The organism is Desulfosporosinus burensis, assembly GCF_054657535.1.
Genome location: NZ_BAAHYN010000001.1, coordinates 440,208 through 465,231, shown reverse-complemented (window position 1 = coordinate 465,231; position 25,024 = coordinate 440,208). Strand labels below are relative to the sequence as shown.

Genomic DNA, 25,024 nt, shown 5'->3' with positions numbered 1-25,024 from the left:
GGATCAGTCAACAAAAGCCAGTAGCCTATTTTACAAGGCACTGGCTTTTGTTGTATATTTTTCTCTTTAAGACTTTTGTGGGTGTGGATTTCTTTTTCGATTCAAAGAAATCAAAGCGGCTAAAATGGCAATTACCATTGAAACGAGCATGACGGTATGGTAGGCACTCATAAAAGCATTCATTTTTTGGACTGAAGTGGGGTTGTTGACGCCGATAAGGAACATCGCTTGCCGGTTTTCGAATAAAGATACTGAGAAGGCGATCCCTATAACCATACCGACATTGCGGACGAGGGCATTAATTCCACCAGCAACCCCCAGCTTATTGGGAGGGACCGAACTCATGACACTACTGTTATTGGGGGATTGGAAAAGGCCCGCCCCTAGACCCATGAGCAGGAGTCCGGGAGCAATTTGCCAGAATAATGACGTTGTTGTCAAAGTTGAAAGGTAAAATAAGCCTAAAGCAGTCACGCACAGGCCTGTAGTGGTTAAGATAGTTGGGCCAATGCGGTCAGAAGCATGTCCGCTTAGAGGTGCTACAATCGCCATCATCAGAGGAAATGAGGTCATCAGTAATCCTACTTGAGTTGGATTATAGTTTAAAACATGCTGGAGATAGAAGGGCATGAGCATTACATTGGCAAACATCGCTATAAAGGAGAGAAGACCCGTAAGATTACCTATGAAAAATGCTCTGATACGGAACATAGAAAGGTCAATCATGGGATTAGTCACTCGAACCTCTATATAGAAGAAGAGTCCTAGAAAAAGCGTTCCGATGATCAAACCAATCAGGATAGGGTAGGAGTTCCAGCCCCAACTTTGACCATTACTAATGGCAAACATCAGACTAACCATACCAAGCGTAAAAAAGAGGGCACCGACATAATCAAAGGTTTCATTTTTTTGCTGGGCTGTATCGGGGGGGATAATGATCTGAGCAGCCAGATAACCAATGACCCCAATCGGTAAATTAATATAGAAGATGGAACGCCAGTCTAACAGTCCGACCAAGACCCCACCAAGAGCTGGACCGGTTAGACTACCTAAAGCAACCACTGTCCCAGTTAATCCTAAGGCCCGACCGCGCTCTTTGGGTGAAAAATTAGCGGTGATAAGTGCGGCACTGTTAGCCATCAGCATTGATGCTCCGACGGCTTGAAGGATACGCATCCCGACTAAAAACCAAATGTTTGTCGCTAATCCACATAGAACAGACCCCAGAGTAAAGATTAGAAAACCAATGGAGAAGATGCGTTTACGTCCTAGAAGATCCGCCACTCGTCCAAACACGGGGAGCAAACTAGAAATGGTTAATAAATAAGCCGTCACAACCCATTGTAAGGTTGAAAGATCGGAATTCAACTTACTGGAAATGGTGGGTAAGGCTACATTAACGATACTACTATCTAAAGTTGCCATAAATGTGCCGATGGAAACGGTTATCAAGATAAACCAGCGGTACCGATTGGATGATTGAAACCTTGCTGTGAGATTGTTGCCGATTTGACTCATAGAGTTTCAGACTCCTTCCGATCTTCAAAAGAAACATTTAACATTAAACATTAATTTCAATAAATAATATATCATAACCTGTCTAGTTAAACTATATCAAGGTTTTTTTTGTTAGATGAAAGCATGGGGCATACTAAGAGCCATCCACCAAGGTGGACGGCTCTTAGGGACTAAGCATCAATATGTGACTAATCTCGATTACCGTTAGGATAGTGGATGCCATAAATTAATTTCAATAAATAATATATCATAACCTGTCTAGTTAAACTATATCAAGGTTTTTTTTGTTAGATGAAAGCATGGGGCATACTAAGAGCCATCCACCAAGGTGGACGGCTCTTAGGGACTAAGCATCAATATGTGACTAATCTCGATTACCGTTAGGATAGTGGATGCCATAAATTATTTAGAAGCTAAAGTCCTTTTGAAGTCGCTCATAAATTGCTTTGCGCGCTCCAACCATGGTAACAACAATGAGCTTTTCAACTGCAAAGACCGTGTAAATTACTCTATATTCCTTGGTTCCACTCCGAAAAGAAACTCGATAGGTTTCATAATGCGGACCGCGCAGCCGTTTAAATCCGTAGGGATCTTGTTCTAAACACTTGAAAACCGCAGGTATTTCTCGCAGTTCTGCTTTGCGAAGGACGACCAAATCATGAACACCACGTGCCGTTAGCATAACATCAAATAGAGCGTTGTTATCCTTCTGAATACCCATGGGAGCTAAAGCTTGAGTATCCCAGCACTTTATGGATTGGCCATTTTTATAAGCCCTGTAAGCATCTTCTGATAAGCGATCAAGAACCGAACTGAGTTTTAATTTGCAATCCAAGAGTTGTTTCTTCAGACAATCTCCTCTACACCCTTTTGCTAACAAATCATTAATAATCAGATCTTCGAAGAAATCTGAAAGAGGTTGTACTGATCGCTCAGCAGTTCGGACAAACACTTTTCCTTCTGAGTCAACACATAAATCAAGTGTATCCTCCGCAACCAGCCCGAAGAGCTTGCGCAACTCGCTGGGTAAAACAAGTTCTCCTTCAGTGCCAACCTTTACGCTATAAGTCTCCATAATCTCTCCCCCTTCATAGTTATAGTATATTACATGAGGTAGATAAATTACAATCAATAATTGAATATTCCGACTATACATAAGATGAATACAGTATACCAAGGCACATTTCTGGAATTCTTATCTCTGATGTATAATAAATCGATTCAAACCTTTATAATTAGGTTAGGAAGTCCATATCTCTTTGATGGGGGAGACTGCATTGGGTAAAAAGAATTACTATGTCGTTAAGAAAGGGTCAAAGGTAGGGATTTTCAACAATTGGCCGGACTGTCAAGCATCCGTTAAGGGTTTTAAAGGTGCTGTTTACAAAGGATTTGAAACCAAAACCGAAGCACTGGAGTGGCAAAATCAATCTAATCAAGGGGTGCTGACAGATCAGAGTGGAAAGTTGAAGACTGATGAACCTCGCCAGTCGATGAGTACGGTGGATTATGAAGTGTATACGGATGGTAGTTATGTCAATGGCCGGTATTCCTATGGCTATGCCTTCATTAAGGATGGACAAGTTGTTCTAGAAAGTAACGGGGTAGGGCAAGATCTAGAAGCAGCAAGCATGAGAAATGTTGCGGGAGAGCTAGCTGCTGTCCAACTAGCAGTGGAGCAAGCAAAATCTTTAGGGGTTCGGATTCGCATTTATCACGATTACTCTGGTATTTCCGAGTGGGTGAATGGAAATTGGCAAGCGAAAAATAAGTTTACTCAAGCTTATGTGGCTTTTATGCGGGAAAATCTTGAATGTTATGAATTTAAAAAAGTAACCGGTCATAGCGGAGATCGATTTAACGATTACGTAGACCGGCTGGCCAAAAATGCCCTAGGAATTAAAGCTTAAATCTTTCAACATTTAAATAAAGAGTTGCATATCTGAGTCCAGCGCATCGCGTAAGTACTCTTTTGCCGTAATGACCTCGACTTCTGGAAGCAATTCTTCCGCCTTAAAACCCATAACCTCCACCGATAACTTACAGCCATAAAATTTAACCCCTTTTTTCCGGGCACCATTAAGAAAGTCTGTTAGAGAAGGGGTTTTGTCGTCTTCCATCATTTCCAAAAGCATTTGCTTGCCAATCCCGACCATGTTCATTTTGGATAGCGGGAGATCTTCTGGACCCTTGGGAGTTACCATGCCAAACATTTTTTCATAGACAGTTTTTTCCTCTAAAGTCACTTTTTCAGGGTCTCGAACAATAAAAAGCCCCCAAAACGCGAAAAACATGGTTACATCGACCTCTAATTCACGGGCAGTATTGGCCAGGATCAGGGCGGCTAAAGCTTTATCATAATCACCGCTAAACATAAGAAGATTCATTTTCTTGTTCACATTGGCACCCCTTTATTCTCATTCATTAGACTCTATTATCTGTAGAATGAGAATATATATAACAATCTTTAGCCGAAAGTTGTTGGATGCCTCACGATACGCTCTAGTATATGGGCTAAACTATCAATTTCACTAAAATCATTATATAGTCCAAAGCTTAGTCGAACGATCCCAGGGCGGGGAGCATCAGCATTTTTCCGGTAAAACTCCATCTGTTTCGGCGAAATGGAAAGCAATTGTTGGATATAGGGCTGAGTACAAAAACAGCCTGTGCGCACTGCAATGCCTGCATGATTGGAAAGAATAGTAGCAACCGTCTCATGTGCCATTCCGTTAATATTAAAGGGTATAACCCCTATTCTGGGTTCTCCTAGGGCAGTATGAGAATAAAGAGTTAGGCCTGGGATTGATTTAAGCTTTGAATTGGCATAGAGAGTAAGCTGGTTTTCATACTGATCGATCGTTTGCATGCCAATGGAGGTCAGGGTTTTAATCGCTGCCACGAGGGCTATGACACCGACCACGTTGGGTGAGCCGGCTTCATCTTTGTGGGGAGCATCTTCCCACATTACCCAATCATGAGTTACCACCTGGGCGGTTCCACCGCCTACGAATTCGGATACCCCCTTGATAAAGGTTTCTTTTGGTCCAATCAGGACCCCAATACCAAAGGGTGCATACATTTTATGAGCAGAAAAAGCCAGATAATCAATCTTCTGCAACAGGTTTTTGGGATTCATATTGATGGAATTATGAGGAACGAGTTGGGCCCCATCCACGAGGATTTTCGCTTTATAGCGGTGAGCAAGTTCTGCAATCTTATGTATCGGGTTTACATATCCTGTTACATTAGAAGCACCTGTCACAGTCACAAGTTTCACATTACCCTTATGTTTGATTAGCTTACTCTCCAGATCCTCTAGACTCAATTTTCCTCTCGAGTCTGTTTGTACATAATCTACTTTGAATTTACTTCTCCAGGGTAGATCGTTAGAGTGGTGTTCCATCCACGTTGAGAGGACAACACTTCTTTTGTCTCCATCCCAAAGTCGATAGGCTAATTTATTGATCGCTTCAGTCGTGTTTTTAACATAAATAACGGTATCTTTGTGCTGATCAGCATTAACAAATTTGAGTATCACGGATCGGGCTTCTTCAAAAAGTTTCGACGAAAGCTGCGATTTATAGCCTGTACCTCGATGAATGGAAGAATAAATCATTGAAAATTGGTTAATTTCTTCTAATACTGAGGTAAAGGGGGGAGTAGAAGCTGCGTTATCAAAGTTAATAGCGGTTGCATATTGACCATTCTGGAGAGGAATTTTGGTGTCAACTCCGACGATTAAAGGTCGGTAGATGGATCTCGATAACTTGAAATTCAAATTCATACCATCACTTCTTTCGAAAATATGTCTGCTAGCATAATATTTTAGCGTGACGAAAAAGGTGAAAGAAGTTTTAGCTACATGATATAGTCTCTAATGAAACATACTAAATATAGGATTCTAGTGAACTCGTCTACGAAAGTTGAACATCGAGTCTCAGGAATGGATAAAGTAAAGATACATGGAGGTAGGCATGAAAAAGTCAGGAGAGATTCAAAAACACACCAAAGGACTTACGAGTGCGAAGTATGATTCTAGAAGCGCTGAATCCAAACAACATCAAAAAAAGGATCAGAATGTCACTGAGAAAGAGTCTAATACTTAAATCGTTCAAGGTACATTAAGGGGTTGTAACAAACTAGTTTTCTAGATTGTTACAACCCCTTATAAGCGATTAATTAGCGTAGTGGGTTATTAGTAGCACTCGTAGGAACCTTTTTCTGATCATTATCAGAATTTGGTCGTTGATCATCAACATTTGCAGCATGCATTCTCGATTTGTCAGTTTTCTTATTGCTCATTAATTGTAATCCCCTTTCCTTTAATAACAACTTTTGTTGAGCTGATTTAGGTTTTCCTTAAATGCCTAGATTGATGTAATAGAAGGCATAGTCCAAGAAAAGTAATTGACTTATTCAATGATCTTCAGTTTAATAGGATTAAGAATAATTCAGAATAGTACCAAAGATTCGTGCCGAAAAATATTTGTGGGTATCGAGAGGAGCGTTCAATAGTGCCGTTTGTAGACATTCAGGGTAAGAACACTTATTATCGCCAAAATGGTGAGATATTGGCTGATCGGACATCGGTAATATTTGTGCACGGAGCTGGGGGAACGGGTAAAAATTGGGCCTATCAATTAGCAGGAATCGAAGGTTATAATCTAATTGCCCTTGACCTTCCTGGGCATGGCCGCTCAGAGGGCTCTGCCGATGATGTAATCCAAGGTTACTCCGAGTTTATTTGGAGTTTTGCACAGGCCTTAGGGCTTGTACAATTTGTTATTGCCGGGCATTCCATGGGAGGAGCGATCGCAATGGAGCTCGCTTTGACCTATCCTAAAGCTATAAAAGGGCTAATCATTGTTGACAGTGGAGCTAGATTGCGAGTGAACCCCTATACATTTGACGTTTTGAGTAGAGGTGAACACCCGCTAGAAAATATCAAAAATACCTATTCTGAAAAAACTTCTGAAATGGTCTTGAAAGAAGCTGCTGAAGAGATGAAAACAATTCCCACGGGGGTATTCTTAGCCGATTTTAGGGCCTGTAACGCCTTTAATATCATGGATCGTATCAAGGAAATCAATCACCCTACTTTAGTCATTTGTGGAGAAGATGATCAAATGACCCCAGTCAAATATTCGAAATACTTGGCCGCCGAATTAGGGCAATCAACCCTCACAATTGTTCAGGATGCGGGGCACATGGCTATGCTGGAACAGCCAGATTTAGTCAATCAGGCGATGCGAAGTTTCTTAGGCGGTCTCCGCTAAGACTTGCGCTCCGTGTGATTCCATTATTAATGGTCAAGTTTTAAAAAGTCCGAGAGAATTCGAGGTGGTTATCAACCATGCTGAAAACGATTGGTGCCTATATGAATGTACCGCTTGATGATTACGATGATGGAATGTTATTTCATGTGGTGGAGTTAATGAAGGAAAAATTTCGAGAACAAGTGGAAGAGACTATTCTCGAAGATACATGGAGCGTACAAAAGAAGCGACGTAGACTATCCAAAAATGAGGATGGGGACTGGGAACTTATGGACAATGAACCCTTAGCGATTATTCATAATGAAGAATCTGAGGTTCGAGAAACGCTAGAAGTGATGACTGTTGAAATATATGTAAAAGTAGAAGACTGCATTTGAAAGAAAACGAGGTGTGCTAATTGGCAGTCGACAAGAAAATATTGCATAAAGTAAGGGCATTGCTTAATTTGGCGCAGAACGGTGGTGACCCAGCAAGCAATGAGGCACAAAGTGCGCTTTTAATGGCCCAACGTTTAATGGCGGAAAACGGGATAAATGAAGTTGAAGTAAGAGACTCAGCAGGAAGTACCCCACTGAAAGAAGTTCTTGATGATTATGCTACGGAATTTGAAAAGTTGTCCTGGTGGAAAAAGAGCTTGGGCAGGGTCATTGCCCAAAATTTTAGGTGTTATTCTTATCTCAATAAATGCAAAGGCTATACAAGGCTGGCATTCATGGGGCTGAAGGAGGATACCGAAATAGCGATCATGGCATTTTCTTTCGCCACGGACTACATACGATTCGGGGCAGACCAGTTCATGAAGGCTTATCGTAAAGATCATTTATTACAGCATGGGCATCGCCTAGGGATCTCTCAGCAAAGAGGGGTTCGAAATAATTATGTTGAGGGATGGATTTCAGGCTTAGAAGCTCAATATAACGAGCAAGTGAGCAAGGAAGGATGGGGGCTGGTTTTAATGAAAGATGAGTTAGTAACTCAAACTTATAAAGACATGGACTTAAAACGCGGTCAATCGTCACAATATACCAGAGTCAATACTTCAGCTGGTCAAGTGGCCTACTCTAAAGGCTATAGTGATGGCAAGGGTTTTAGTTCTGCCGCTCATGGAAGGCTAAGATAATCAGTGAAGCTAGATGACTTTCATTAAAATTTCCACAAACTTGCCATTTGGAGGATCAGCAATTATGATAGTAGATATTTAATAATCAATATCAAAGAGGTAAGTCTTGAACGGATTACTTCTGGAATTAAGAAAGGTGAATCCAAATGGCAAAAATTGAGCTGATTGCAACGGCGGCATTTGGTTTGGAATCCATCGTAGCTCGAGAACTTAAAGTTCTCGGCTATCAGGAGTTAGTTGTCGAAAATGGAAAAGTCTCGTTCACCACGGACGAGTTAGCTATCTGTCGCACAAACCTTTGGTTGCGCAGTTCTGATCGTGTTCTGCTTAAAATGGGTTCTTTCGAAGCTCGAACTTTTGAAGAACTTTTTCAGCAAACAAAATCTCTTCCGTGGGAGGATTGGCTTCCGGAGGATGCCAATTTCCCGGTCCAAGGAAAATCTATAAAGTCCCAGCTCTTTAGTGTATCTGATTGCCAAGCGATCGTGAAGAAGGCGATCGTGGAGCGCCTCAAGGAAAGGTATGGCCGAAATTGGTTTGAAGAAACAGGCCCCCGTTACCAGATTGAAGTCGCCCTTCTGAATAACAAGGTCACTCTTACTATTGACACGTCAGGGCTTGGTTTACACAAGCGCGGATATCGACAACTTGCTGGAGAAGCACCCTTAAAAGAAACTTTAGCAGCGGCCATGATCCAACTGAGTTACTGGAATAAGGATCGTGCCTTAATTGACCCCTTTTGCGGAACGGGAACCATTCCTATCGAAGCAGCTCTGATCGCCCAGAACCGAGCTCCAGGACTCAAGCGCAGCTTTGCTGCAGAGAAATGGCCAAATATCCCGAAAAAACTTTGGCAAGAAGCTTGGCAGGAAGCGCTAGATCTATGGGACCGGAATGTACCACTACATATTATTGGTTCAGATATCGACCCCAAAGCTTTAGTTTTGGCTCGCAAGCACGCTGTTGAGGCTGGGGTAGACGAAGTGCTTCATTTCCAACGATTACCTGTGGCAGAAGTGCGGTCTAGGTTCAAATATGGACATATGATTGCCAATCCACCTTATGGAGAGCGGCTTGGAGATGTTACTGATGTTGAAGGACTCTATCGGGAACTTGGAGAAACGTTTAATCGTATGGAGAACTGGTCGCTTCATATGCTAACCACTCACCAATTTCCTGAACGATTAATTGGACGCCGCTGGGACAAAAGTAGAAAACTATATACAGGGCGTCTCGAATGTCATTATTTCCAGTTTTTCGGTCCGCGTCCACCCAGAGAGCTCTATCAAAAACCTAATATTAATGGGTAAGAAGAAGTCTAATGCGTTCAGCATTAGACTTCTCTTCTATAATACGTAAGTTTCTTTAATTTCTAAACTTTCTTTATTCGGATCAATCGTTCCTCCGATCAAGAGCACTTCCCCCTTTGATGAAGATATCTCCTCACAAAAGGAGGACTTTGTTGGGGAAGGCAACAAAGGAATTTGTTGTTCCCCAAGAATCGATGACGAACAACATTCCCAAATATATAATTAAATACCAAAATATGTAACAATATCCTCTGCCCCCCATAAACTACATTAAGAAAACCATAAATTATTAGAATGGAGGAATATCAAATGGCTTTTGGTGGAGTAGTTGACGGAGCTTGTGGACCAAACTTGTTGTCCGGCATCGCTGTTGTAGTGGTTATTATTCTTCTGCTCATAGCAATGGGTATTGTGTTTTAAAATAAGAATCTAGATCCATGTCAACTTTGGAAGGAGGAAATTTCATGTACGGATACGGAGCAGGTTGCGGTTTAGGAAGTTGTGTTGGCGTAGGGATTATTGCAATCGCAATTCTTATTCTTATTGCCCTTGGTGTGATTTTCTAAAGATCTGAACTAAAATATTGAGGAGCATTTCTGTAAGGATATCCTTCGGAGATGCTCTTTCTGATTCTAATGAGGGATTTAAAAACGTATCAGATAATTCATCCAATTCTTAATTGCTAAGACAAATATTGTCATCAATTTATGCGATGGTATTATGAGAAATGATAATTTTACAAGCACCAAAAACTCACTTAGACTAAAATAGTTAAAATAATAACAAGTGTAGGGAGGTCGAGGGTTTATGTTTCTTAGTTTAATTGCGTACTTATCCATACTCCTTTTCGTCGGAATATCTGTTTACAAAGTTTATCAATTTGCCAAAATGCCCTTGCATGGGAGAATGGAACTCTATCCTGTACCCAAAGAAAAGGGATTTGAACATGGGGGTTCCTATTATGAGGAAGTAGCGTGGTGGAGTAAGCCTCACGAGGTTTCTCATGTGAGAGAAGTCATAGAAATGTTAAAAGAGATCCTTTTCATCAAAAAGTTGTTTGAAAACCAACGACCTTTTTGGTGGATTTCTTATGCCTTGCATTTAGGGATTTACCTGCTCATGGCTTGGACCATTTTATTGGTCGTAGGAGCGGTAACTGTCCTCAATGGAATTAGTGTAGCTGCGAATAGTCCAAGTATTTGGGGTCTATTAATTTACTATTTATCGCTTGTTACAGGGATTTGCGGGCTCGCAATAGGTACTTTAGGGGCTGGATTATTATTTCTGCGCAGGATGTTCGATAATACCTTGAAAAAATACACAACTCCACAAGAATACTTTAACCTTTTACTTCTTTTTGCAGCTCTATTCACAGGGGTTCTCACCTGGGGCAGTGATTTATCCTTTCATAGTGCCAGAGTAGTAACTTCGAACCTCATCACCTTTACGCCTTTTGAAGCCAGTGGTCTAGTTACCTTACACATAATTTTGGTTGGAATTATGCTAACTTATATTCCTATCAGTAAGATGAGTCACTATGTTGGGAAGTATTTTACCTTCCATACGGTTCTATGGGATAATAGTCCTAATCTTAAAGGCAGTGCAGTTGAGCAAAAGGTCAAAAAAGCTTCGACTTTTCGCCCAACCACCTCTTGGTCTGCCCCTCATATTAAGCCACCTACCGTATCCAAGTAATAACGTCCAATCTTCCAATTCTTAAGGATTAACTATATAGAAAAAGGAGATCTAAGTATGATAAATCAAAAAGATTTACGTCCGAAAGATATGGGACGATCGGATGAGCAACTGATTAAACTAGAACTTGATCAGTTAATGCCTTTATTAGCGCCCTATGATAAACCCGGAATGGAACCCCCGCTCACGGATCCTAAGCCTGCCTGGAAAGAAAAATACTGTACGTCGTTAGATGGTTATGTTGGTATCGATACCTTAGTTCGTCCCAAATCTAAAGAGGAAGAAGACGAGTTTGTCCGAAAGTTCCTCAGCGGCCTAGAAAAAATCTTTTCTGATGCTAATAATGGAGTACTTCAACCGCTCTTATTGTCTTTTGAATACTGTGCTAAATGCGATACGTGCTCCAATGCCTGTCATATATATACGGCCTCAGGGAACAATGAATTATATCGACCAATTTATCGTTCGGAGGTCCTGCGCAAAATTCTGAAAAAGTATTTTACAACGAGTGGAAAACTGCTGGGCAGCTTTGTTGGCGCTGATATCGATGTAAACTGGGAGACAATTGCTCGTTTGGGGGAATTAGCCTATCGCTGTAACCTCTGCCGACGCTGTGCTCAGACCTGTCCACTAGGCTTGGATAACGCCATCCTCACTAAAGAAATTCGTAAGATTTTCAGCCAAGAAATGGGTATTGCGCCGACTCCTCTGCATACAAAAGGCACAATGCTTCAGATTAAGACTGGTTCTTCGACTGGCCTAGGCAAGCCGGCTTTTTTAGATACCCTGGAGTTTTTAGAAGAAGATACCGAAGAAAAATTCGGCATTAAGTTTAAGTTTCCAGTCGATAAAAAAGGTGCAGATATTCTAGTATTGCATAATGCAGGCGAGTTTATGGCATGGCCGGAAAACCCTGTTGCTTTTGCCCTTCTTTTTGACGCAGCAGGAATCAATTGGACCCTTAGTAGTGAAATCATGGGGTATGACAGTGTCAATTATGGACTGTGGTATGATGATTATCAGGCTAAACAGATTGCTCTGATGCAGATGAAAGTAGCGAAAGATTTTGGAGTCAACCGAATTGTGGTCGCAGAGTGTGGACATGCCCATAAGGCTTCGATGATGGTGGGTGATCGTATGGCGTATGGAGATGCTAAGATTCCAGTGGAAAGCTGTCTGCCACTGCTTTGGGATATGGTCAAGAACAAACGATTAAAGCTCGATCCCAGTAAAAATAACTTCCCTGTGACCCTGCACGATCCTTGTAATGTCGTGAGACAATTAGGGATTGTTGAACCTCAACGGAATATCCTGAGAGCAATTGCTCCTCAGTTTAGGGAAATGACTCCCCATGGAGTTGATAACTACTGCTGTGGCGGGGGAAGCGGTTTCGCCATTATGAACTCCCAGAACTTCCCTCAGTTCAGAGATCATGTAGCTTCTCGGATGAAATTCAACCAGATCCTAGGAGCTTTCAAAGATACTATTGAAGATGCTTCAATTCCAAAATACATTTGCGCTCCTTGTTCTAATTGTAAAGGAGCTATGCGGGCTATTCTGGAACATTACGAAGTCACCGAGAAATACAACGTTCAGTATGGCGGTTTAGTAGAGCTCATGGTAAATGCGCTTGTAAGTATGGAAAAACCTTTCCTGGAGTTTCTAGAGTAATCTGATCTTAGAGTTTTTAAACTGGATGCTTTTAATGGACCATTTCAGACTATCTGAAATGGTCCATTGTTCAAGATTCATTGTTCTTTCCGGACATTGAAATTGTGAGTTCATTAAGCTTTAGATTGTGAAAAAATAGATAAATGGGGGAGAGTTGAGCATGAAAGTAATTATTGTCGGTGGAGTTGCAATCGGTCCTAAAGTTGCTGCACGCTTAAGGCGTCTAAATCCCGATGCTGAGATCACTATTCTAGAAAAAGGAAGTCTAATCTCTTATGGGGCATGTGGACTACCACTTTATGTGGGTACCTGGTACCCCAATTAGATGACTTAATGAAGACCTCATATGGCTTGATGAGGAATACAGACTTTTTTCGAAACCAAAAAGATGTCAATGTCCTTACTCAAACTAAAGCCGAAAAAATCGATAGAAAAGAAAAAAAGGTTTATATTCGTAACCTCAATTCAGGTCTTGAAGAGACGGTGCCTTATGATTATTTAGTTCTTGCCACAGGAGCAAAATCCAGTATTCCTCCAATTCCAGGTGTGCACTTGGGCCGGGTCTTTACGCTTCACCATCCACACGATGCCCTAACTCTCAAGGAATTAATCAAAGCCAAAAAGGTCAAACATGTTACAGTAATGGGATCTGGGCTGATCGGCATTGAAACGGCAGATGCCTTTGCAAGTCCTCGATTAAAAGTCACTTTATGCGAAGCAGAAGTTCAGGTGCTGCCTAAGTTACTCGATGCTGATATGGCCAAACTAGTTGAGAGTAAAATGAAAGAGAGCGGGGTTGACATTCGCCTATCCTGTAGAGTGCTTGGTTTAGAAGGGGATCTTGAGGGAAATGTCTGCCGTGTCTTGACGGAACAAGGAACAATTGATACTGATGTGGTAGTGATAGCTACCGGAGTCCGCCCTGAAGTGGAGTTAGCTCGCGAAGCCGGACTGAAGATTGGAGTTACAGGTGCAATTCAAGTCGATGAGCACATGTTGACCAATGATCCAGCAATTTACGCTGGCGGAGACTGTGCAGAACAACGCCATCTGCTTACAGGAGAGCCTGTTTACATTCCGCTTGCCTCAACCGCCAATAAACAAGGTAGAGTCATAGCAGATCATATCGCTGGAATGCCCGCCCGCTTTGCCCCCGTTGAGGGAACGTCTGTTCTTCAAGCTTTTGAACTTAATATTGGGCGCACCGGTTTGGGTGAAGCAGAAGCTCGAAAACAGGGTTATAACGTCGTAACCAGTGTCAGTAGTGGACTAGACTCTACTCATTATTACCCCATGCATGCCAATATTACGATTAAATTAATTGCTGAAAAGGAAAACGGGCGATTGCTGGGAGCCCAAGTTTGTGGTAGTGGTGAGAGTGTTAAGAGACTTGATGTTTTGGCGACCGCTTTAAAGTTTGGTGCTAAAGTAGAGGATTTAATCGATCTAGATCTAGCCTATGCGCCACCCTTTGCCACGGCAATTGATGTGCTCATACACGCTGCTACAACCTTGGAAAACATACGTCTGGGGTTAGCGCAAGGAATCACTGCTGAATCCGTTGTAAAGCGCTTAAATGCAGGAGAGAAGTTATGTATTCTTGATGTGCGTGAACCGGAAGAAGTGAATGCTAGCCCTCTGCCATTCGAGGGGACAAAGGTCATCGCCTTGGGAGAACTAAGGGAGCGTTGGCAAGAGGTCCCAACAGATTCATTGATTGTCACAGTATGTGGATTAGGTATCAGAGGGTATGAAGCAGTGCGTATGCTACTAGGGAAAGAAGTGCGTCAGGTGGCTTATCTACAGGGAGGTATCTCTGTTTTAAATGCCTATAATAGTCAAGAATAGAGTTGTAGATTTCATAATTAGTTTTCTGTATAGTACAATCTGTATTATATATTGTACGAATAGAACTCAAGGTGTTAAATTAAGTACATGGACTAGTGTTAATTTACACAAGTGAAAAATTTCCCAGTCTCCCAGTACTCTATGTGATAGTTCTCTAATAGTTCTTCTAATTGTTCTCTTTAAAAGTTTAAGGAGGTGTAATTTGTGTTTATTGTATCAATCGATGAAGATGTGTGCTCAGGTTGTGACGCTTGTACTGAAGGATGCCCAGCTCACCTGCTTGGCTTTAGCGAGGACAAAGCTCATGTAATCGGTGACGAATCAGAGTGCATGGGTTGTGAAAGCTGTACATCAGTTTGTCCAACTGGTGCTATCAGCATTGTTGAAATGTAAGAAACCCCATAAACTTGAAGACGGAGGGTGTGCCATGACAGAAAAGAAAACGCCACTACTGGACGAACTCGAAAAAGGTAAATGGCCCAGTTTTGTGACGGAAATTAAGCGAGCTGCGGTGAAAAGTGAAGCTGCAGGCGAATTGCTCCAAGTCTTGGAAAAATCTTATGTACAACGCAGAGGTCACTGGAAACACGGTGGGATTGTTGGAGTTAGGGGTTATGGCGGCGGCGTAATCGGACGTTATGTCGATGAGCCTCAAAATTACCCAAATGTTGCTGAGTTCCATACGATCCGTTTGCTTCAACCATCTGGATGGTTCTACAACACGAAAGCACTTCGCACAGTTTGTGATATTTGGGAGAAACATGGAAGCGGCTTGACCAATATGCACGGTTCCACAGGAGATATTATTCTTCTAGGATGCAAAACAGAGAGTATTCAGCCTATCTTTGATGAGTTTAGTGAGGCAGGTTTTGACCTCGGTGGTTCAGGGTCTTGCTTAAGAACCCCTAACTGTTGCGTTGGACCTGGTCGTTGCGAGCATGCTTGTTATGATACCCTTGAAGCATGTTATAATATTACGAACGAATTCATGGATGAGCTTCATCGTCCTATGTGGCCATATAAGAGCAAAATTAAGTTCTCAGGTTGCGCTAATGACTGTACTTCCTCTATTGCTCGCTCCGACTGCTCTGTTATCGGTACTTGGCGTGATACTTTAATCATTGACCAAGACGCTGTAAAAGAGTATGTTGCTAATAAGTTTGATGTTCAAGGAATGGTCTGTGACAAATGCCCAACTCGCTGTCTTACATTCAATGCAGAGACTCAAGAGCTCAGCATAGTTGGTGAAGATTGCACACGTTGCATGCATTGTATTAATATGATGACTAAAGCTATTCATCCAGGAAAAGAAAAAGGTGCTACCATCTTAATTGGCGGAAAGTCCACCATTGTTCAGTCCGCTTTTATGTCATGGGTAATTGTTCCATTCATGAAAATGGAGACAGAAGATGACTTTGAGCCCTTTAAGGATCTCATGCGTCGTATCTGGGAGTGGTGGGATGAGCACGGTAAATCGCGCGAGCGGATTGGTGAAACAATCTATCGCTTAGGAATGACCAAATTCCTCAAAGGAATTGAAGTCGAGCCTGTACCGCAAATGGTCTTCCGCCCACGTGCTAACCCATATGTATTCTGGGATCAAGATGATCTTGATCGGTCTGGAACGGCACTCGATGGATCGAAACTCTAATTTTCAAAATAATAAGTAGCTAACGAGAGGTGGATAATGATGGCAGTTTTAGATCAAGGACCTCCGCATTATAAAAAGATGCTTCCTCCGATTGTACAAGAAAACTATGGACAGTGGAAATATCATGAGATTCCCCAACCCGGTGTACTCAAACATGTTGCTGAAAGTGGCGCAGCCCTGTACAGTGTTCGCGTGGGTTCCCCTCGTTTAGTCAGTATTGATTTTGTCCGTGATTTATGTGTAATCGCTGACGAATATTGTGACGGATTTCTACGCTTCACAACCCGGAACAATGTTGAATTTTTAGTTTCGGATGAAGCTAAACTTCAACCACTACTTGACCATTTAGAATCCAAAGGCTACTGTGTTGGTGGAACAGGTCAATCCATTAGCAATATCGTTCACACTCAAGGGTGGGTACACTGTCATACTCCGGCTACCGATGCTTCCGGTGTCGTTAAAGCCGTTATGGATGATTTATATGAGTATTTCAATACCATGGTACTCCCTGCTAAATTAAAAATGGGCTTAGCTTGTTGCTTAAATATGTGCGGAGCAGCACACTGCAGCGATATCGCAATTGTTGGTGTTCATAGAACTCCTCCTCGTATCAACCATGATGTGATTCGTAAAGGGACTGAGATTCCAAGTCTCGTAGCTAGCTGTCCTACAGGAGCTATTCGTCCAGATCCGAAGAACAAGAGTGTTATCGTTAATGAAGATAAATGTATGTATTGCGGTAACTGCTATACCATGTCCCCAGGAATGGAGATTTACGATCCTAAGAACGATGGTATTGCGATTCTTATTGGTGGTAAAACCTCAAATGCTCGTTCAGCCCCTAGTTTCTCCCGTATGGTAATTCCATTCCTTCCTAACACTGCTCCTCGTTGGCCTGAGACGACTGAAGCAATTCGCAAAATTATTGAACTCTGGATTGCTAATGCTCGTAAGGGAGAGCGCGTGGGTGAGTGGGTTGAGCGGATTGGTTGGGAGAAATTCTTCAGCTTGGCTGAGCTACCATTCTCAGATATGTTGATTGATGATTATATTTTCTCCAGAGAAACCTTCCGTACTTCAGCATCATTTAAGTACTAATCTGAGGGAAAAATTTAGAAAGTTGGTATTTAAAATGGCAAGAGGACCAGCAGATCCCGCAGTCAAAGCCAAGGTTCTGGAATACCTTGCGAAAGTCCAAAAAGCTAAGAGCAGAGACGTCGCAGTAGCTATTGGTGCGACAAAAAGCGATGTTGATAACGCAGTAAAGGAACTTACTGCAGAAGATCTCGTTGAATATCTCTACATTACGACAACATTTATTTGCTTAAAAGGTAAGGTTCAAACTCCAGACTAATCTTGATTCTTATCTATTAGAATGGATTAACGCATTCCTAATTAGACCATCCTAAATGTCCATATTCTTATAATGCAGATTAATTGAAGTCTGCATTATAAGAACGGGCCTCAGGATGGTCAATTTTATGATTGACAATCCTTATGAAGCTAGTATTATGATAAGGATGATTCCTTTAAACTATCTCTCAAATTGCGAAATCGGTATTGTATATTTTTCCTGACTGAAATTTCTCCAAAGAAAGGTGTGGGTACGATGGTTTCCTTGGCAGATATGAATGAATGCAGTATCAATAATGTCCCTCGCTTAGTAATTGGAGCACCTCAGGGTCGAAGCGGAAAAACAACCTTTACCTTAGGTTTACTCAGAGCATTTGCTCGACAAGGTATGGCAGTTCAACCCTTTAAAAAAGGGCCAGACTATATTGACGCTAGTTGGCATACGGCTGCAGCTAGGTGTACTTGTCGCAACTTGGATTCTTTTTTTATGAACAAACATGAACTATGCAAGTCTATATCTAATCAAGCATTGGATAAATCTATTACAATCATTGAAGGCGCAATGGGACTTTATGATGGCTTAGATTTGAGTGGAAGTAGCTCGACGGCTGAAATTGCAAAAATCACCCGTTCGCCCGTTTTATTAGTTGTGGATGCCACTCGTATGACCCGTAGTGTTGCGGCTATGGTGATGGGCTACCAACATTTTGATTCGGATGTTCAAATTGTTGGTGTTGTTTTAAATAAAGTGGCACGGCCTCGCCATGAAAAAATGGCTCGCGCGGCCATCGAAGAGTTCTGTAGAATCCCAGTGGTGGGTGCTATCCCTAAAGACATGAACTTATGCATTCCTGATCGTCACCTAGGACTTGTTACCAATGGTGAAATAGATGAGACAGAAAACTTACTTGATTACTTTGCGGATGTCATTTGTGAACATGTGGACCTAAAAGAAGTTCTCAGGTTAGCTCAAAACACCCCTCAACTTCCTCTGTTTCCTCAGACTATAGTCTCCAATATAGCAAAATACTCTATGATAGATAAAAGTGTCACACCTAAAATTGGGGTTATTCAGGACACAGCCTTTAGTTTCTATTATCCGGAAAACATCGAATCTTTAAAAGCCTTAGGTGCTGATATTGTCATTATAAACTCTCTTATAGACAGTCAACTTCCTGAGGATATTGATGCTCTCTATATTGGAGGGGGATTTCCTGAGGTTTTTGCTGCTAAGCTCGAAGAAAATAAGCTCTTGCGTGCAGATATTAGACGAGCTGGAGAAATGGGTCTGCCAATTTATGCTGAGTGTGGGGGACTTATGTATCTGGGTCGCTCAATTCAAGTCTCTTCGCAAAACCATGAAATGGTCGGATTACTTCCTTTCGATACCCAAATGGAAGCAAAGCCCCAAGGTCATGGGTATACGCTTATGGAAGCAACGACTAATCAGTCATGGTTTGCAGATGGAACAGTAGTTAAGGGGCATGAGTTTCATAATTCGCGAATCATAAACTTGTCTCCAGATGTAAAGTTTGGGTATAAGGTTCAGCGAGGGCATGGGATAAATGGGCAAAATGACGGAATTTGTTATAAGAACGTTTTTGCTGCCTATAATCACATTCATGTCGTAGGTAGCCCTGAATGGGCTGAGGGCATGGTTAAGTTAGCAATGAATTACTGTCGGAAAAAGTGGATCCAAACAGAAAAGCTAACTGGACATTGTGATTTTAGTAATGATCTCGATAATCCTCAAGTTATTTAATATTGAAGTATAACACATAAGTAATGCTTCAATAATAAGAAAAAGCCTTCCGGCAGGGAGGCTTTTTCATCCTAGTCAGACTTTGATGTCCCTTATTATTCAGCATCTATCTAAGTCGAAGGCTTGTAGACAAAAATAGCGAGGATCTCCAAAGATTCCGTTTTTATTTTACTAAATATTGAGAGGCTATATGGCTAATAACTCCAACGAATGGTATTATAATAATAGTGGATGACTGAATTTATGCAAGCTCATTTAATAACCATCATCTTCTTAGACTATTGCACCTAAGGGCAAACTTAGAGTTTCTCTTATGTGGAATACACAACTAATGTTAAGCATTTTAACTATAGGGGATCGAGGAAGGGGATACTTCATCATGGAACAACACCTTCTTGTATTTAAAGAGGTGGCAGAGACAAAAAATATCACTTTAGCAGCTAAGAAGCTTCACATGAGTCAACCCAGCATTAGTTTACAAATTCAAAATCTGGAAAACCAATATGGTGCTCGTTTTTTTGATCGTACTAATAAAGGGGTTACATTAACAAAAGAGGGTAAAATATTCTATGCGCATGTTCGGAGTGTCTTAGATATACTAGCGAATGCTAAAGAACAGATCTGTGCACTCGCTAAAGATCAGAGAGGGCTGATTTACCTTGGTGCTACTCTAACGATCGGTGAATATATTCTTCCCAATATTCTGGCGTTTTTGTATAAAACTCACCCTGACGTAGACTTCAAAGTTAAAATTGCCAATACCGAATCAATTTCTCAAGATGTCTTGGAGAAAAAAATACATATCGGACTCATTGAGGGACCTGTTCCCCAGCATAAGGACCTTAAAGTTGAAAACTTCTGGGAAGACGAGTTAGTCGTCGTAATCCCTAATTTTCACCCCTGGGCATCTAGAAAAAGCATTACTTTAGCAGAACTTCCTCACGAGCGTTTGGTGACCAGAGAAGACGGATCAGGAACTCGCAAAGTGATGGAAATGGCTTTGAAAGAGAGAGGCCTAGATCCGGATCAATTGAACGTCACAATGGAACTAGGGAGTACTCAGGCAATCAAGCAATTGGTATCAGCTGGATTAGGAATTACAATTATCTCATCCTTGACGGTTAGTCGAGAAGTGGATCAAAAGATATTTAAGACCTTAAAAATTCAAGAAGCTCCAATATATCGACCTCTTAGTATTCTGACGAATGCACGAACCACTCAGACTAAAGATGAGCGCATCTTAATCAATCTACTTCACGATCACAGATTACTATCGGAAGTATTAAGCAAAGACCATATCGAGTTAGAGGATCTCAATAAGCTAATTTAGCTCAAAGAGCAGGACGAGGACAGAGAGAATGAAAAAGGATTGTAGAATAGGACTTGTTCAAATGGAATCATTTGTAGGACAGACTGAGCGGAATTACTTGACTATTGCGCGTTTGGCTCAAACTGCTCAGAAACAGGAGATATCTCTGCTGTGCTTTCCAGAATGTGCGCTCAATGGCTATTCGCCACAAGATGCGTTAGAAATTGGAGAATCTTTGGAGAGTTCATGGATTAGACAGTTAAGAGAGTGCTCAGCTGACTTAGGACTTACTCTTTTAGTGGGTTTAGTTGAGCAAGGTTCTAAACAAGATAAACCTTACATCTCCCACGTGATTCTTTCCCCGGGTGAGGAACCCGCTGTCTATCGTAAAGTGCATTTAGGACGAAGTGAATTAGACTTTTTTAATCCGGGAGACCACTTTCCAATTTTTAGTGCACACGGAACAACCTTCGCCATAGGAATCTGTTGGGATTGGCATTTTCCTGAAACAGCGGCGATCTATTCTCTTAAAGGTGCTGAAATTTTATTTGCTCCGCATGCATCCCCATTAGTCGCTGGGGATCGAAAAGAAATTTGGTTACGTTATCTTGGCGCACGTGCTTATGATAATTCAGTTTATCTTGGTGCCTGCAATTTAGTAGGCAGTAATGGAAGGTCTAAAGAATTTAGCGGAGGCGCTTTAGTCGTTGGCCCAAAGGGAGACCAATTAAATCAATCTGAGATGAGTGAAGAAGGTATACTTGCTGCTACTCTTTCAGCTGATCGGATAAATCTCATTCGGCGTCCTGAACGATCTTCGATGCGAGATAGCTTTTTTCTCGCCGATCGACGTAAGGAGCTTTATCATGAACTTATTGAACTAGATATAAAGACAGGTAGACAAAATTGATGAACTATTCTTTAGAATGCAAAAAACCTTTCCAGCAATTAAGCTTGGAAAGGTTTTTATTGTTATCGATTTACCAATTGTTGCGTGCGCGAGGTTGATAGCAATCTCGGCAATATACTGGTTTATCACCAGAAGGTTGGAATGGTACAGTTGTTTCTTTTCCACAGGTAGCACAAATAGCTGGGAACATTTCGCGTGGTTGACGAGAATATCCTCCGCCACCGTTATTTCTGGTTTGTGCTTTTCTTGCAGCACGGCATTCAGGGCAACGACCAGGCTCATTAGTAAACCCTTTTTCAGCATAAAATTCTTGTTCTGATGCTGTGAATTCAAATTCACGACCACAGTCTTTACAAGTTAAAATTTTGTCATTAAACATAAAAAACCTCCGAAATTTTATTACCCGCGACATGGGAACTTCAGATAAATCTTCCCACACCCTTAGGCAATCGAGAAGGTTTGAGTAAATCCACAAGTACTCCGAGCATCTTAATTATAGCTAAATAATAAAGATTAGTCAATATTTTCCTTCAAATTAGAACAATATTTTCCAGTTATGTAAACGTAATAGAAAATATTAAGGAAGTATCTGGTGCGTAAATAAAGTAGTGATTTATCGCATAACATTAAGCCAATAAACATTTCAAAGAATTCAGGCAAGATGGGGGATAGGCAAAATGGAGCACTACAATTGTGAGACGTTACCAGATCGTATCCTGGGCATGCAAAGACTTGAGGACTTATTCAACCAGAACGGTTATATAGTCTGCCAGTCTTCAGGAGAAAAAATATATAACTTTGAGATGATCGTTGCGATCTTTATACCTCTTGGAGCAGAACGTGATCAAGTCATGGCTGTGCATAGGGATCATGCGACAGCCTTTATACAGAGCTGTCTCTTGACATTTCATTAGTAACAATACTAGGGTGCGGTAGAGAAGAAGGAAATTGGGAACTTGGTTTAGTTTAATGTGTATTTAGTTTCGAACCTTAAGGTAGGGCCGTACTGGGACCTACCTTGTTTGAGTTTGACAAAAGGTCAACTCGGTCATTTCCTACGCTGACAATTAGGCGAAATCATCGCCTTATCTAAAGGTAATTAAATACAGGGACTAAGGACTAGGACCATTTCTTCTTAGATCGTGACTATTGCCTTATGTTCGATCGAGAGTCGCGGCGCTATAATAAAAACACGAAACACAGAATATAAAGGAGGGTTTTAAGGATGAAAGCAAAATTAATAGGACTCCTTAAGGATGAAGAAGGTCAAGGAATGGTCGAATATGGTCTTATTATCGGGCTGGTAGCGGTAGTCCTCATCGTAGCCCTTAATACATTGAGTGGGGGCATAGGTGGAGTTTTCAATAGAGTAAATGGTACCCTTACTACAATAGCACCTTGACGAAAACAATTATGTGGAATTCTACCCATAGTAATCACCATATCATATTGTCATCATTCAGTTGTATAAAAAAACAAGAACCCTACTGCCCGCAGTAGGGTTCTTTAATCAAAAGAGGGGGGAATTCTTGTGGGAGTGAATGAGGTTGCTCTGGGATTGACCTTAGGCATCGCTGTTTTTACCGACTGGCGTGATCACAAAATCTATAACAAACTGCTCGTTCCCGCCTTTTTCATGGCACTCCTGCTCCATACGATTCAAAGGGGATTCACCGGATTTACGAGTAGTCTAATAGGCGCAGCACTCGGTTTTGCTTTACTCCTTCTACCTTATCTTATGGGAGGCATGGGTGCTGGAGATGTAAAGTTGCTAGCCGTGATCGGAGCTTTTGGTGGAGCCCCGTTTGTGTTGACCAGTTTTCTCTACGGAGCACTCATAGGGGGTCTCTTCTCAGTCTTTCTGCTTGCTCGTCGTAAAGCCCTAGGAAATACCCTGAAGCACTTCTTGCTCTTTCTCCCCATACTACAAAAACCTCAGGATTTAAGTGAAACTATGAAGAACGAGCGACAAGAAAAATTCCCATACGGAATCGCGATTGCCTTAGGAACCCTGATTGCCTTGGTTTTACCATTGAGAGGTGGATGGTCATGATTCGAAAGCTCAGGACAGGAGAGCATGGCCAAGCTTTAGTTGAGATGGCTCTTGTCTTGCCGCTGTTTTTCCTGTTACTGTTTGGAGTAATCGAGATGGGGCGCATTGGCTATGCTTATATTACGGTTAGCAATGCCGCAAGGGAGGGCGGGCGGGTGGCAACCATTGGAGGAACTGATTCAGAAATAAATACTTCTGTCCAAAATGCTGCAACATCTCTCGATCCCGCTAGCTTAGTGATCAATATAACACCGAATCAAGCTCTACGTCTATCTGGTCAAGGGGTGACCATCCAAGTCTCTTATCCGGTACAATTAGTGATTCCAATCATCAGCGCTGTGATACCTAATCCGGTTGTTGTAAGTTCTAGCATTGTTATGCGACTCGAATAGAAAATACCCAAGTGCCCATTTCTCAACGAAGGAAGGATGGTCATGGTTCAAATAAAATCAAATTACCCTCAGGAACGCGGGAGTGTTGTCGTGCTGGTCGCGCTGTCCTTAACAGCCCTTCTCGGCTTCTGCGCCATTGTAACAGATATTGGGTTATTGTATGCCCACAAGGCCAAGCTGCAGAATTCAGTGGATGCAGCATCACTCGCTGGAGTACAGGAGCTCCCCAATGATCCCAGCCTTGCGGAACAAAAAGCGAGAGCTTATGCGACACAAAATGGGGCACCTGCTGTTAGCGTTTCCTTTGAGGCGAATAACGCCAAAATTATTGTTCAAGCCACCAAGCAAGTTCCTACTTACTTCGGTCGAATTTTAGGGATTACCGAAAAAAGTATTTCTGTATCCTCCAAGGCCATGATGGTTCCACCGCTAGGACTGTTCGGAGCCGTTCCTCTTAGCGTCCAGGAACAAGACTTTATCTATGGACAAAAGTATGTCCTCAAATCTGGAGGAGGGTCTGGAACCACAGATTGGTACCTTGATGAGGATAAGAATAATAGTGTGAAGAAATATGGCAACGAGTCTGGAGCCTCCGGCTGGTACGGCGCCTTGGAACTCAGTGGTACTGGTGCCAACAATTATGAATCGGATTTGGCCAACGGGTATCAGGGAACGCTGCGAGTGGGACAAATTCTGGATGTCAAACACGGAAATATGAGCGGGCCAACGGCAGATGGAATTAACACTCGCTTAAGTCGCGATACACGCCTACCCAAAAATACAATTGACCATTATGATCGAAATGCTCCTCAGATCGTGCATATCCCTATTGTCAAGATTATTTCTGAAAGTGGTAATTCCATTCATCAAGTGCAAATTGTTGGATTTGCTGCTTTCTTCCTAGAAGGGGTTGCCGGAAACGGAAATGATTCGGTCGTAACCGGTTGGTTTATCCAGACACTCGCCTCAAATGGCCATTCCTTGGCCAACCTAGCGGATTTATTAAACACAGAACAGGCTATGGAGAATGGAGTAGCTAGTAATGATTTCGGATTATACACACCGAAACTCATCCGTAATTAACCCGCATCTTCTTCTGACACAAACTTGAAGAATGCCAGTCTAATTAGCATAGTAAAAGTGATGATTTGTA

The 25,024-nt window shown here is 41.9% G+C and carries 27 protein-coding genes; 22 read left to right on the top strand and 5 right to left on the bottom strand.

Going from position 1 to position 25,024, the window contains the following annotated elements; all coding sequences use genetic code 11:
* Positions 1–66: 66 nt before the first annotated feature.
* A complete protein-coding gene (locus ACYQ3Q_RS02520; protein WP_459927083.1) occupies positions 67–1,518 on the bottom strand; it encodes an MFS transporter in 1,452 nt (483 codons plus the stop codon).
* Positions 1,519–1,924: 406 nt separating this feature from the next.
* Positions 1,925–2,593, bottom strand: a complete 669-nt coding sequence (locus tag ACYQ3Q_RS02515; protein WP_459927082.1) for an AbrB family transcriptional regulator — start codon at positions 2,591–2,593, stop codon at positions 1,925–1,927.
* A 202-nt stretch (positions 2,594–2,795) separates the two neighbouring features.
* On the opposite strand from ACYQ3Q_RS02515, the gene ACYQ3Q_RS02510 reads away from it, so the two are divergent.
* Positions 2,796–3,428, top strand: a complete 633-nt coding sequence (locus ACYQ3Q_RS02510) for a ribonuclease H1 domain-containing protein (protein WP_459927081.1) — start codon at positions 2,796–2,798, stop codon at positions 3,426–3,428.
* A 12-nt stretch (positions 3,429–3,440) separates the two neighbouring features.
* Here the strand turns inward: ACYQ3Q_RS02510 and ACYQ3Q_RS02505 are convergent, their stop codons facing one another.
* Complete coding sequence (locus tag ACYQ3Q_RS02505) at positions 3,441–3,917, bottom strand: DsrE/DsrF/DrsH-like family protein (protein ID WP_459927080.1); 477 nt, start codon at positions 3,915–3,917, stop codon at positions 3,441–3,443.
* A 68-nt stretch (positions 3,918–3,985) separates the two neighbouring features.
* Positions 3,986–5,305: an aminotransferase class V-fold PLP-dependent enzyme gene (locus ACYQ3Q_RS02500; protein ID WP_459927079.1), complete on the bottom strand. Its 1,320-nt coding sequence runs from the start codon at positions 5,303–5,305 to the stop codon at positions 3,986–3,988.
* A 190-nt stretch (positions 5,306–5,495) separates the two neighbouring features.
* On the opposite strand from ACYQ3Q_RS02500, the gene ACYQ3Q_RS02495 reads away from it, so the two are divergent.
* The 16 genes from ACYQ3Q_RS02495 (at position 5,496) to ACYQ3Q_RS02420 (ending at position 21,426) form a co-directional block, all read left to right on the top strand.
* The gene (locus ACYQ3Q_RS02495; protein ID WP_459927078.1) at positions 5,496–5,627 is read left to right on the top strand and encodes a hypothetical protein; all 132 of its coding nucleotides are present in this window, start codon (positions 5,496–5,498) and stop codon (positions 5,625–5,627) included.
* A 408-nt stretch (positions 5,628–6,035) separates the two neighbouring features.
* Positions 6,036–6,797 carry an alpha/beta fold hydrolase gene (locus ACYQ3Q_RS02490; protein WP_459927077.1) on the top strand — a complete coding sequence of 254 codons (762 nt, stop codon included), beginning with the start codon at positions 6,036–6,038 and terminating at the stop codon, positions 6,795–6,797.
* Between the two features lie 77 nt (positions 6,798–6,874).
* Positions 6,875–7,174: a hypothetical protein gene (locus ACYQ3Q_RS02485; RefSeq protein WP_459927076.1), complete on the top strand. Its 300-nt coding sequence runs from the start codon at positions 6,875–6,877 to the stop codon at positions 7,172–7,174.
* Between the two features lie 20 nt (positions 7,175–7,194).
* Positions 7,195–7,917: a DUF2786 domain-containing protein gene (locus tag ACYQ3Q_RS02480; protein ID WP_459927075.1), complete on the top strand. Its 723-nt coding sequence runs from the start codon at positions 7,195–7,197 to the stop codon at positions 7,915–7,917.
* A 146-nt stretch (positions 7,918–8,063) separates the two neighbouring features.
* Positions 8,064–9,227 carry a THUMP domain-containing class I SAM-dependent RNA methyltransferase gene (locus tag ACYQ3Q_RS02475; protein WP_459927074.1) on the top strand — a complete coding sequence of 388 codons (1,164 nt, stop codon included), beginning with the start codon at positions 8,064–8,066 and terminating at the stop codon, positions 9,225–9,227.
* Positions 9,228–10,034: 807 nt separating this feature from the next.
* Positions 10,035–10,922, top strand: coding sequence for a respiratory nitrate reductase subunit gamma (locus ACYQ3Q_RS02470; RefSeq protein ID WP_459927073.1), 888 nt, complete (start codon positions 10,035–10,037; stop codon positions 10,920–10,922).
* A 57-nt stretch (positions 10,923–10,979) separates the two neighbouring features.
* Positions 10,980–12,593, top strand: coding sequence for a (Fe-S)-binding protein (locus tag ACYQ3Q_RS02465; protein WP_459927072.1), 1,614 nt, complete (start codon positions 10,980–10,982; stop codon positions 12,591–12,593).
* 160 nt (positions 12,594–12,753) lie between these two features.
* Positions 12,754–12,918, top strand: a complete 165-nt coding sequence (locus ACYQ3Q_RS02460) for a hypothetical protein (protein WP_459927071.1) — start codon at positions 12,754–12,756, stop codon at positions 12,916–12,918.
* Positions 12,919–12,947: 29 nt separating this feature from the next.
* Complete coding sequence (locus tag ACYQ3Q_RS02455; RefSeq protein WP_459927191.1) at positions 12,948–14,441, top strand: FAD-dependent oxidoreductase; 1,494 nt, start codon at positions 12,948–12,950, stop codon at positions 14,439–14,441.
* Between the two features lie 204 nt (positions 14,442–14,645).
* The gene (locus ACYQ3Q_RS02450) at positions 14,646–14,834 is read left to right on the top strand and encodes a ferredoxin family protein (RefSeq protein ID WP_034142382.1); all 189 of its coding nucleotides are present in this window, start codon (positions 14,646–14,648) and stop codon (positions 14,832–14,834) included.
* Between the two features lie 34 nt (positions 14,835–14,868).
* On the top strand, positions 14,869–16,092 hold the full coding sequence (gene dsrA / locus ACYQ3Q_RS02445; RefSeq protein ID WP_459927070.1) for a dissimilatory-type sulfite reductase subunit alpha: 1,224 nt from the start codon (positions 14,869–14,871) through the stop codon (positions 16,090–16,092).
* Positions 16,093–16,131: 39 nt separating this feature from the next.
* Positions 16,132–17,190: a dissimilatory-type sulfite reductase subunit beta gene (gene dsrB / locus ACYQ3Q_RS02440; protein ID WP_459927069.1), complete on the top strand. Its 1,059-nt coding sequence runs from the start codon at positions 16,132–16,134 to the stop codon at positions 17,188–17,190.
* A gap of 34 nt (positions 17,191–17,224) precedes the next feature.
* Complete coding sequence (locus ACYQ3Q_RS02435) at positions 17,225–17,446, top strand: hypothetical protein (RefSeq protein WP_034142385.1); 222 nt, start codon at positions 17,225–17,227, stop codon at positions 17,444–17,446.
* 255 nt (positions 17,447–17,701) lie between these two features.
* Positions 17,702–19,207 carry a cobyrinic acid a,c-diamide synthase CobB gene (locus ACYQ3Q_RS02430; protein WP_459927190.1) on the top strand — a complete coding sequence of 502 codons (1,506 nt, stop codon included), beginning with the start codon at positions 17,702–17,704 and terminating at the stop codon, positions 19,205–19,207.
* Between the two features lie 379 nt (positions 19,208–19,586).
* Positions 19,587–20,537, top strand: coding sequence for a LysR family transcriptional regulator (locus ACYQ3Q_RS02425; protein ID WP_459927068.1), 951 nt, complete (start codon positions 19,587–19,589; stop codon positions 20,535–20,537).
* A gap of 28 nt (positions 20,538–20,565) precedes the next feature.
* A complete protein-coding gene (locus ACYQ3Q_RS02420; protein ID WP_459927067.1) occupies positions 20,566–21,426 on the top strand; it encodes a nitrilase-related carbon-nitrogen hydrolase in 861 nt (286 codons plus the stop codon).
* 70 nt (positions 21,427–21,496) lie between these two features.
* Here the strand turns inward: ACYQ3Q_RS02420 and ACYQ3Q_RS02415 are convergent, their stop codons facing one another.
* A complete protein-coding gene (locus ACYQ3Q_RS02415) occupies positions 21,497–21,805 on the bottom strand; it encodes a zinc-ribbon domain containing protein (protein WP_291300832.1) in 309 nt (102 codons plus the stop codon).
* A 298-nt stretch (positions 21,806–22,103) separates the two neighbouring features.
* On the opposite strand from ACYQ3Q_RS02415, the gene ACYQ3Q_RS02410 reads away from it, so the two are divergent.
* The 5 genes from ACYQ3Q_RS02410 (at position 22,104) to ACYQ3Q_RS02390 (ending at position 24,954) form a co-directional block, all read left to right on the top strand.
* Positions 22,104–22,340, top strand: coding sequence for a hypothetical protein (locus tag ACYQ3Q_RS02410; RefSeq protein WP_459927066.1), 237 nt, complete (start codon positions 22,104–22,106; stop codon positions 22,338–22,340).
* A 311-nt stretch (positions 22,341–22,651) separates the two neighbouring features.
* Positions 22,652–22,828, top strand: a complete 177-nt coding sequence (locus ACYQ3Q_RS02405) for a Flp family type IVb pilin (protein ID WP_459927065.1) — start codon at positions 22,652–22,654, stop codon at positions 22,826–22,828.
* A 129-nt stretch (positions 22,829–22,957) separates the two neighbouring features.
* Complete coding sequence (locus tag ACYQ3Q_RS02400) at positions 22,958–23,479, top strand: A24 family peptidase (RefSeq protein ID WP_459927064.1); 522 nt, start codon at positions 22,958–22,960, stop codon at positions 23,477–23,479.
* Positions 23,476–23,871 (top strand): TadE/TadG family type IV pilus assembly protein, encoded by a 396-nt coding sequence (locus tag ACYQ3Q_RS02395; protein WP_459927063.1) that lies wholly within the window; start codon positions 23,476–23,478, stop codon positions 23,869–23,871. Before ACYQ3Q_RS02400 ends, ACYQ3Q_RS02395 begins: the two co-directional genes overlap by 4 nt.
* Before the next feature lie 42 nt (positions 23,872–23,913).
* The gene (locus tag ACYQ3Q_RS02390; protein WP_459927062.1) at positions 23,914–24,954 is read left to right on the top strand and encodes a pilus assembly protein TadG-related protein; all 1,041 of its coding nucleotides are present in this window, start codon (positions 23,914–23,916) and stop codon (positions 24,952–24,954) included.
* Positions 24,955–25,024: the final 70 nt, after the last annotated feature.

Excerpts from the sequence above, each read along its gene's own strand:
- ACYQ3Q_RS02520 (WP_459927083.1), bottom strand. The coding sequence starts at position 1,518 with ATGAGTCAAATCGGCAACAATCTCACAGCAAGGTTTCAATCATCCAAT.
- ACYQ3Q_RS02515 (WP_459927082.1), bottom strand. The coding sequence starts at position 2,593 with ATGGAGACTTATAGCGTAAAGGTTGGCACTGAAGGAGAACTTGTTTTA.
- ACYQ3Q_RS02500 (WP_459927079.1), bottom strand. The coding sequence starts at position 5,305 with ATGAATTTGAATTTCAAGTTATCGAGATCCATCTACCGACCTTTAATC.
- ACYQ3Q_RS02495 (WP_459927078.1), top strand. The coding sequence starts at position 5,496 with ATGAAAAAGTCAGGAGAGATTCAAAAACACACCAAAGGACTTACGAGT.
- ACYQ3Q_RS02485 (WP_459927076.1), top strand. The coding sequence starts at position 6,875 with ATGCTGAAAACGATTGGTGCCTATATGAATGTACCGCTTGATGATTAC.
- ACYQ3Q_RS02475 (WP_459927074.1), top strand. The coding sequence starts at position 8,064 with ATGGCAAAAATTGAGCTGATTGCAACGGCGGCATTTGGTTTGGAATCC.
- ACYQ3Q_RS02470 (WP_459927073.1), top strand. The coding sequence starts at position 10,035 with ATGTTTCTTAGTTTAATTGCGTACTTATCCATACTCCTTTTCGTCGGA.
- ACYQ3Q_RS02465 (WP_459927072.1), top strand. The coding sequence starts at position 10,980 with ATGATAAATCAAAAAGATTTACGTCCGAAAGATATGGGACGATCGGAT.
- ACYQ3Q_RS02460 (WP_459927071.1), top strand. The coding sequence starts at position 12,754 with ATGAAAGTAATTATTGTCGGTGGAGTTGCAATCGGTCCTAAAGTTGCT.
- ACYQ3Q_RS02455 (WP_459927191.1), top strand. The coding sequence starts at position 12,948 with ATGAGGAATACAGACTTTTTTCGAAACCAAAAAGATGTCAATGTCCTT.
- dsrA (WP_459927070.1), top strand. The coding sequence starts at position 14,869 with ATGACAGAAAAGAAAACGCCACTACTGGACGAACTCGAAAAAGGTAAA.
- dsrB (WP_459927069.1), top strand. The coding sequence starts at position 16,132 with ATGGCAGTTTTAGATCAAGGACCTCCGCATTATAAAAAGATGCTTCCT.
- ACYQ3Q_RS02435 (WP_034142385.1), top strand. The coding sequence starts at position 17,225 with ATGGCAAGAGGACCAGCAGATCCCGCAGTCAAAGCCAAGGTTCTGGAA.
- ACYQ3Q_RS02430 (WP_459927190.1), top strand. The coding sequence starts at position 17,702 with ATGGTTTCCTTGGCAGATATGAATGAATGCAGTATCAATAATGTCCCT.
- ACYQ3Q_RS02425 (WP_459927068.1), top strand. The coding sequence starts at position 19,587 with ATGGAACAACACCTTCTTGTATTTAAAGAGGTGGCAGAGACAAAAAAT.
- ACYQ3Q_RS02420 (WP_459927067.1), top strand. The coding sequence starts at position 20,566 with ATGAAAAAGGATTGTAGAATAGGACTTGTTCAAATGGAATCATTTGTA.
- ACYQ3Q_RS02415 (WP_291300832.1), bottom strand. The coding sequence starts at position 21,805 with ATGTTTAATGACAAAATTTTAACTTGTAAAGACTGTGGTCGTGAATTT.
- ACYQ3Q_RS02410 (WP_459927066.1), top strand. The coding sequence starts at position 22,104 with ATGGAGCACTACAATTGTGAGACGTTACCAGATCGTATCCTGGGCATG.
- ACYQ3Q_RS02405 (WP_459927065.1), top strand. The coding sequence starts at position 22,652 with ATGAAAGCAAAATTAATAGGACTCCTTAAGGATGAAGAAGGTCAAGGA.
- ACYQ3Q_RS02395 (WP_459927063.1), top strand. The coding sequence starts at position 23,476 with ATGATTCGAAAGCTCAGGACAGGAGAGCATGGCCAAGCTTTAGTTGAG.
- ACYQ3Q_RS02390 (WP_459927062.1), top strand. The coding sequence starts at position 23,914 with ATGGTTCAAATAAAATCAAATTACCCTCAGGAACGCGGGAGTGTTGTC.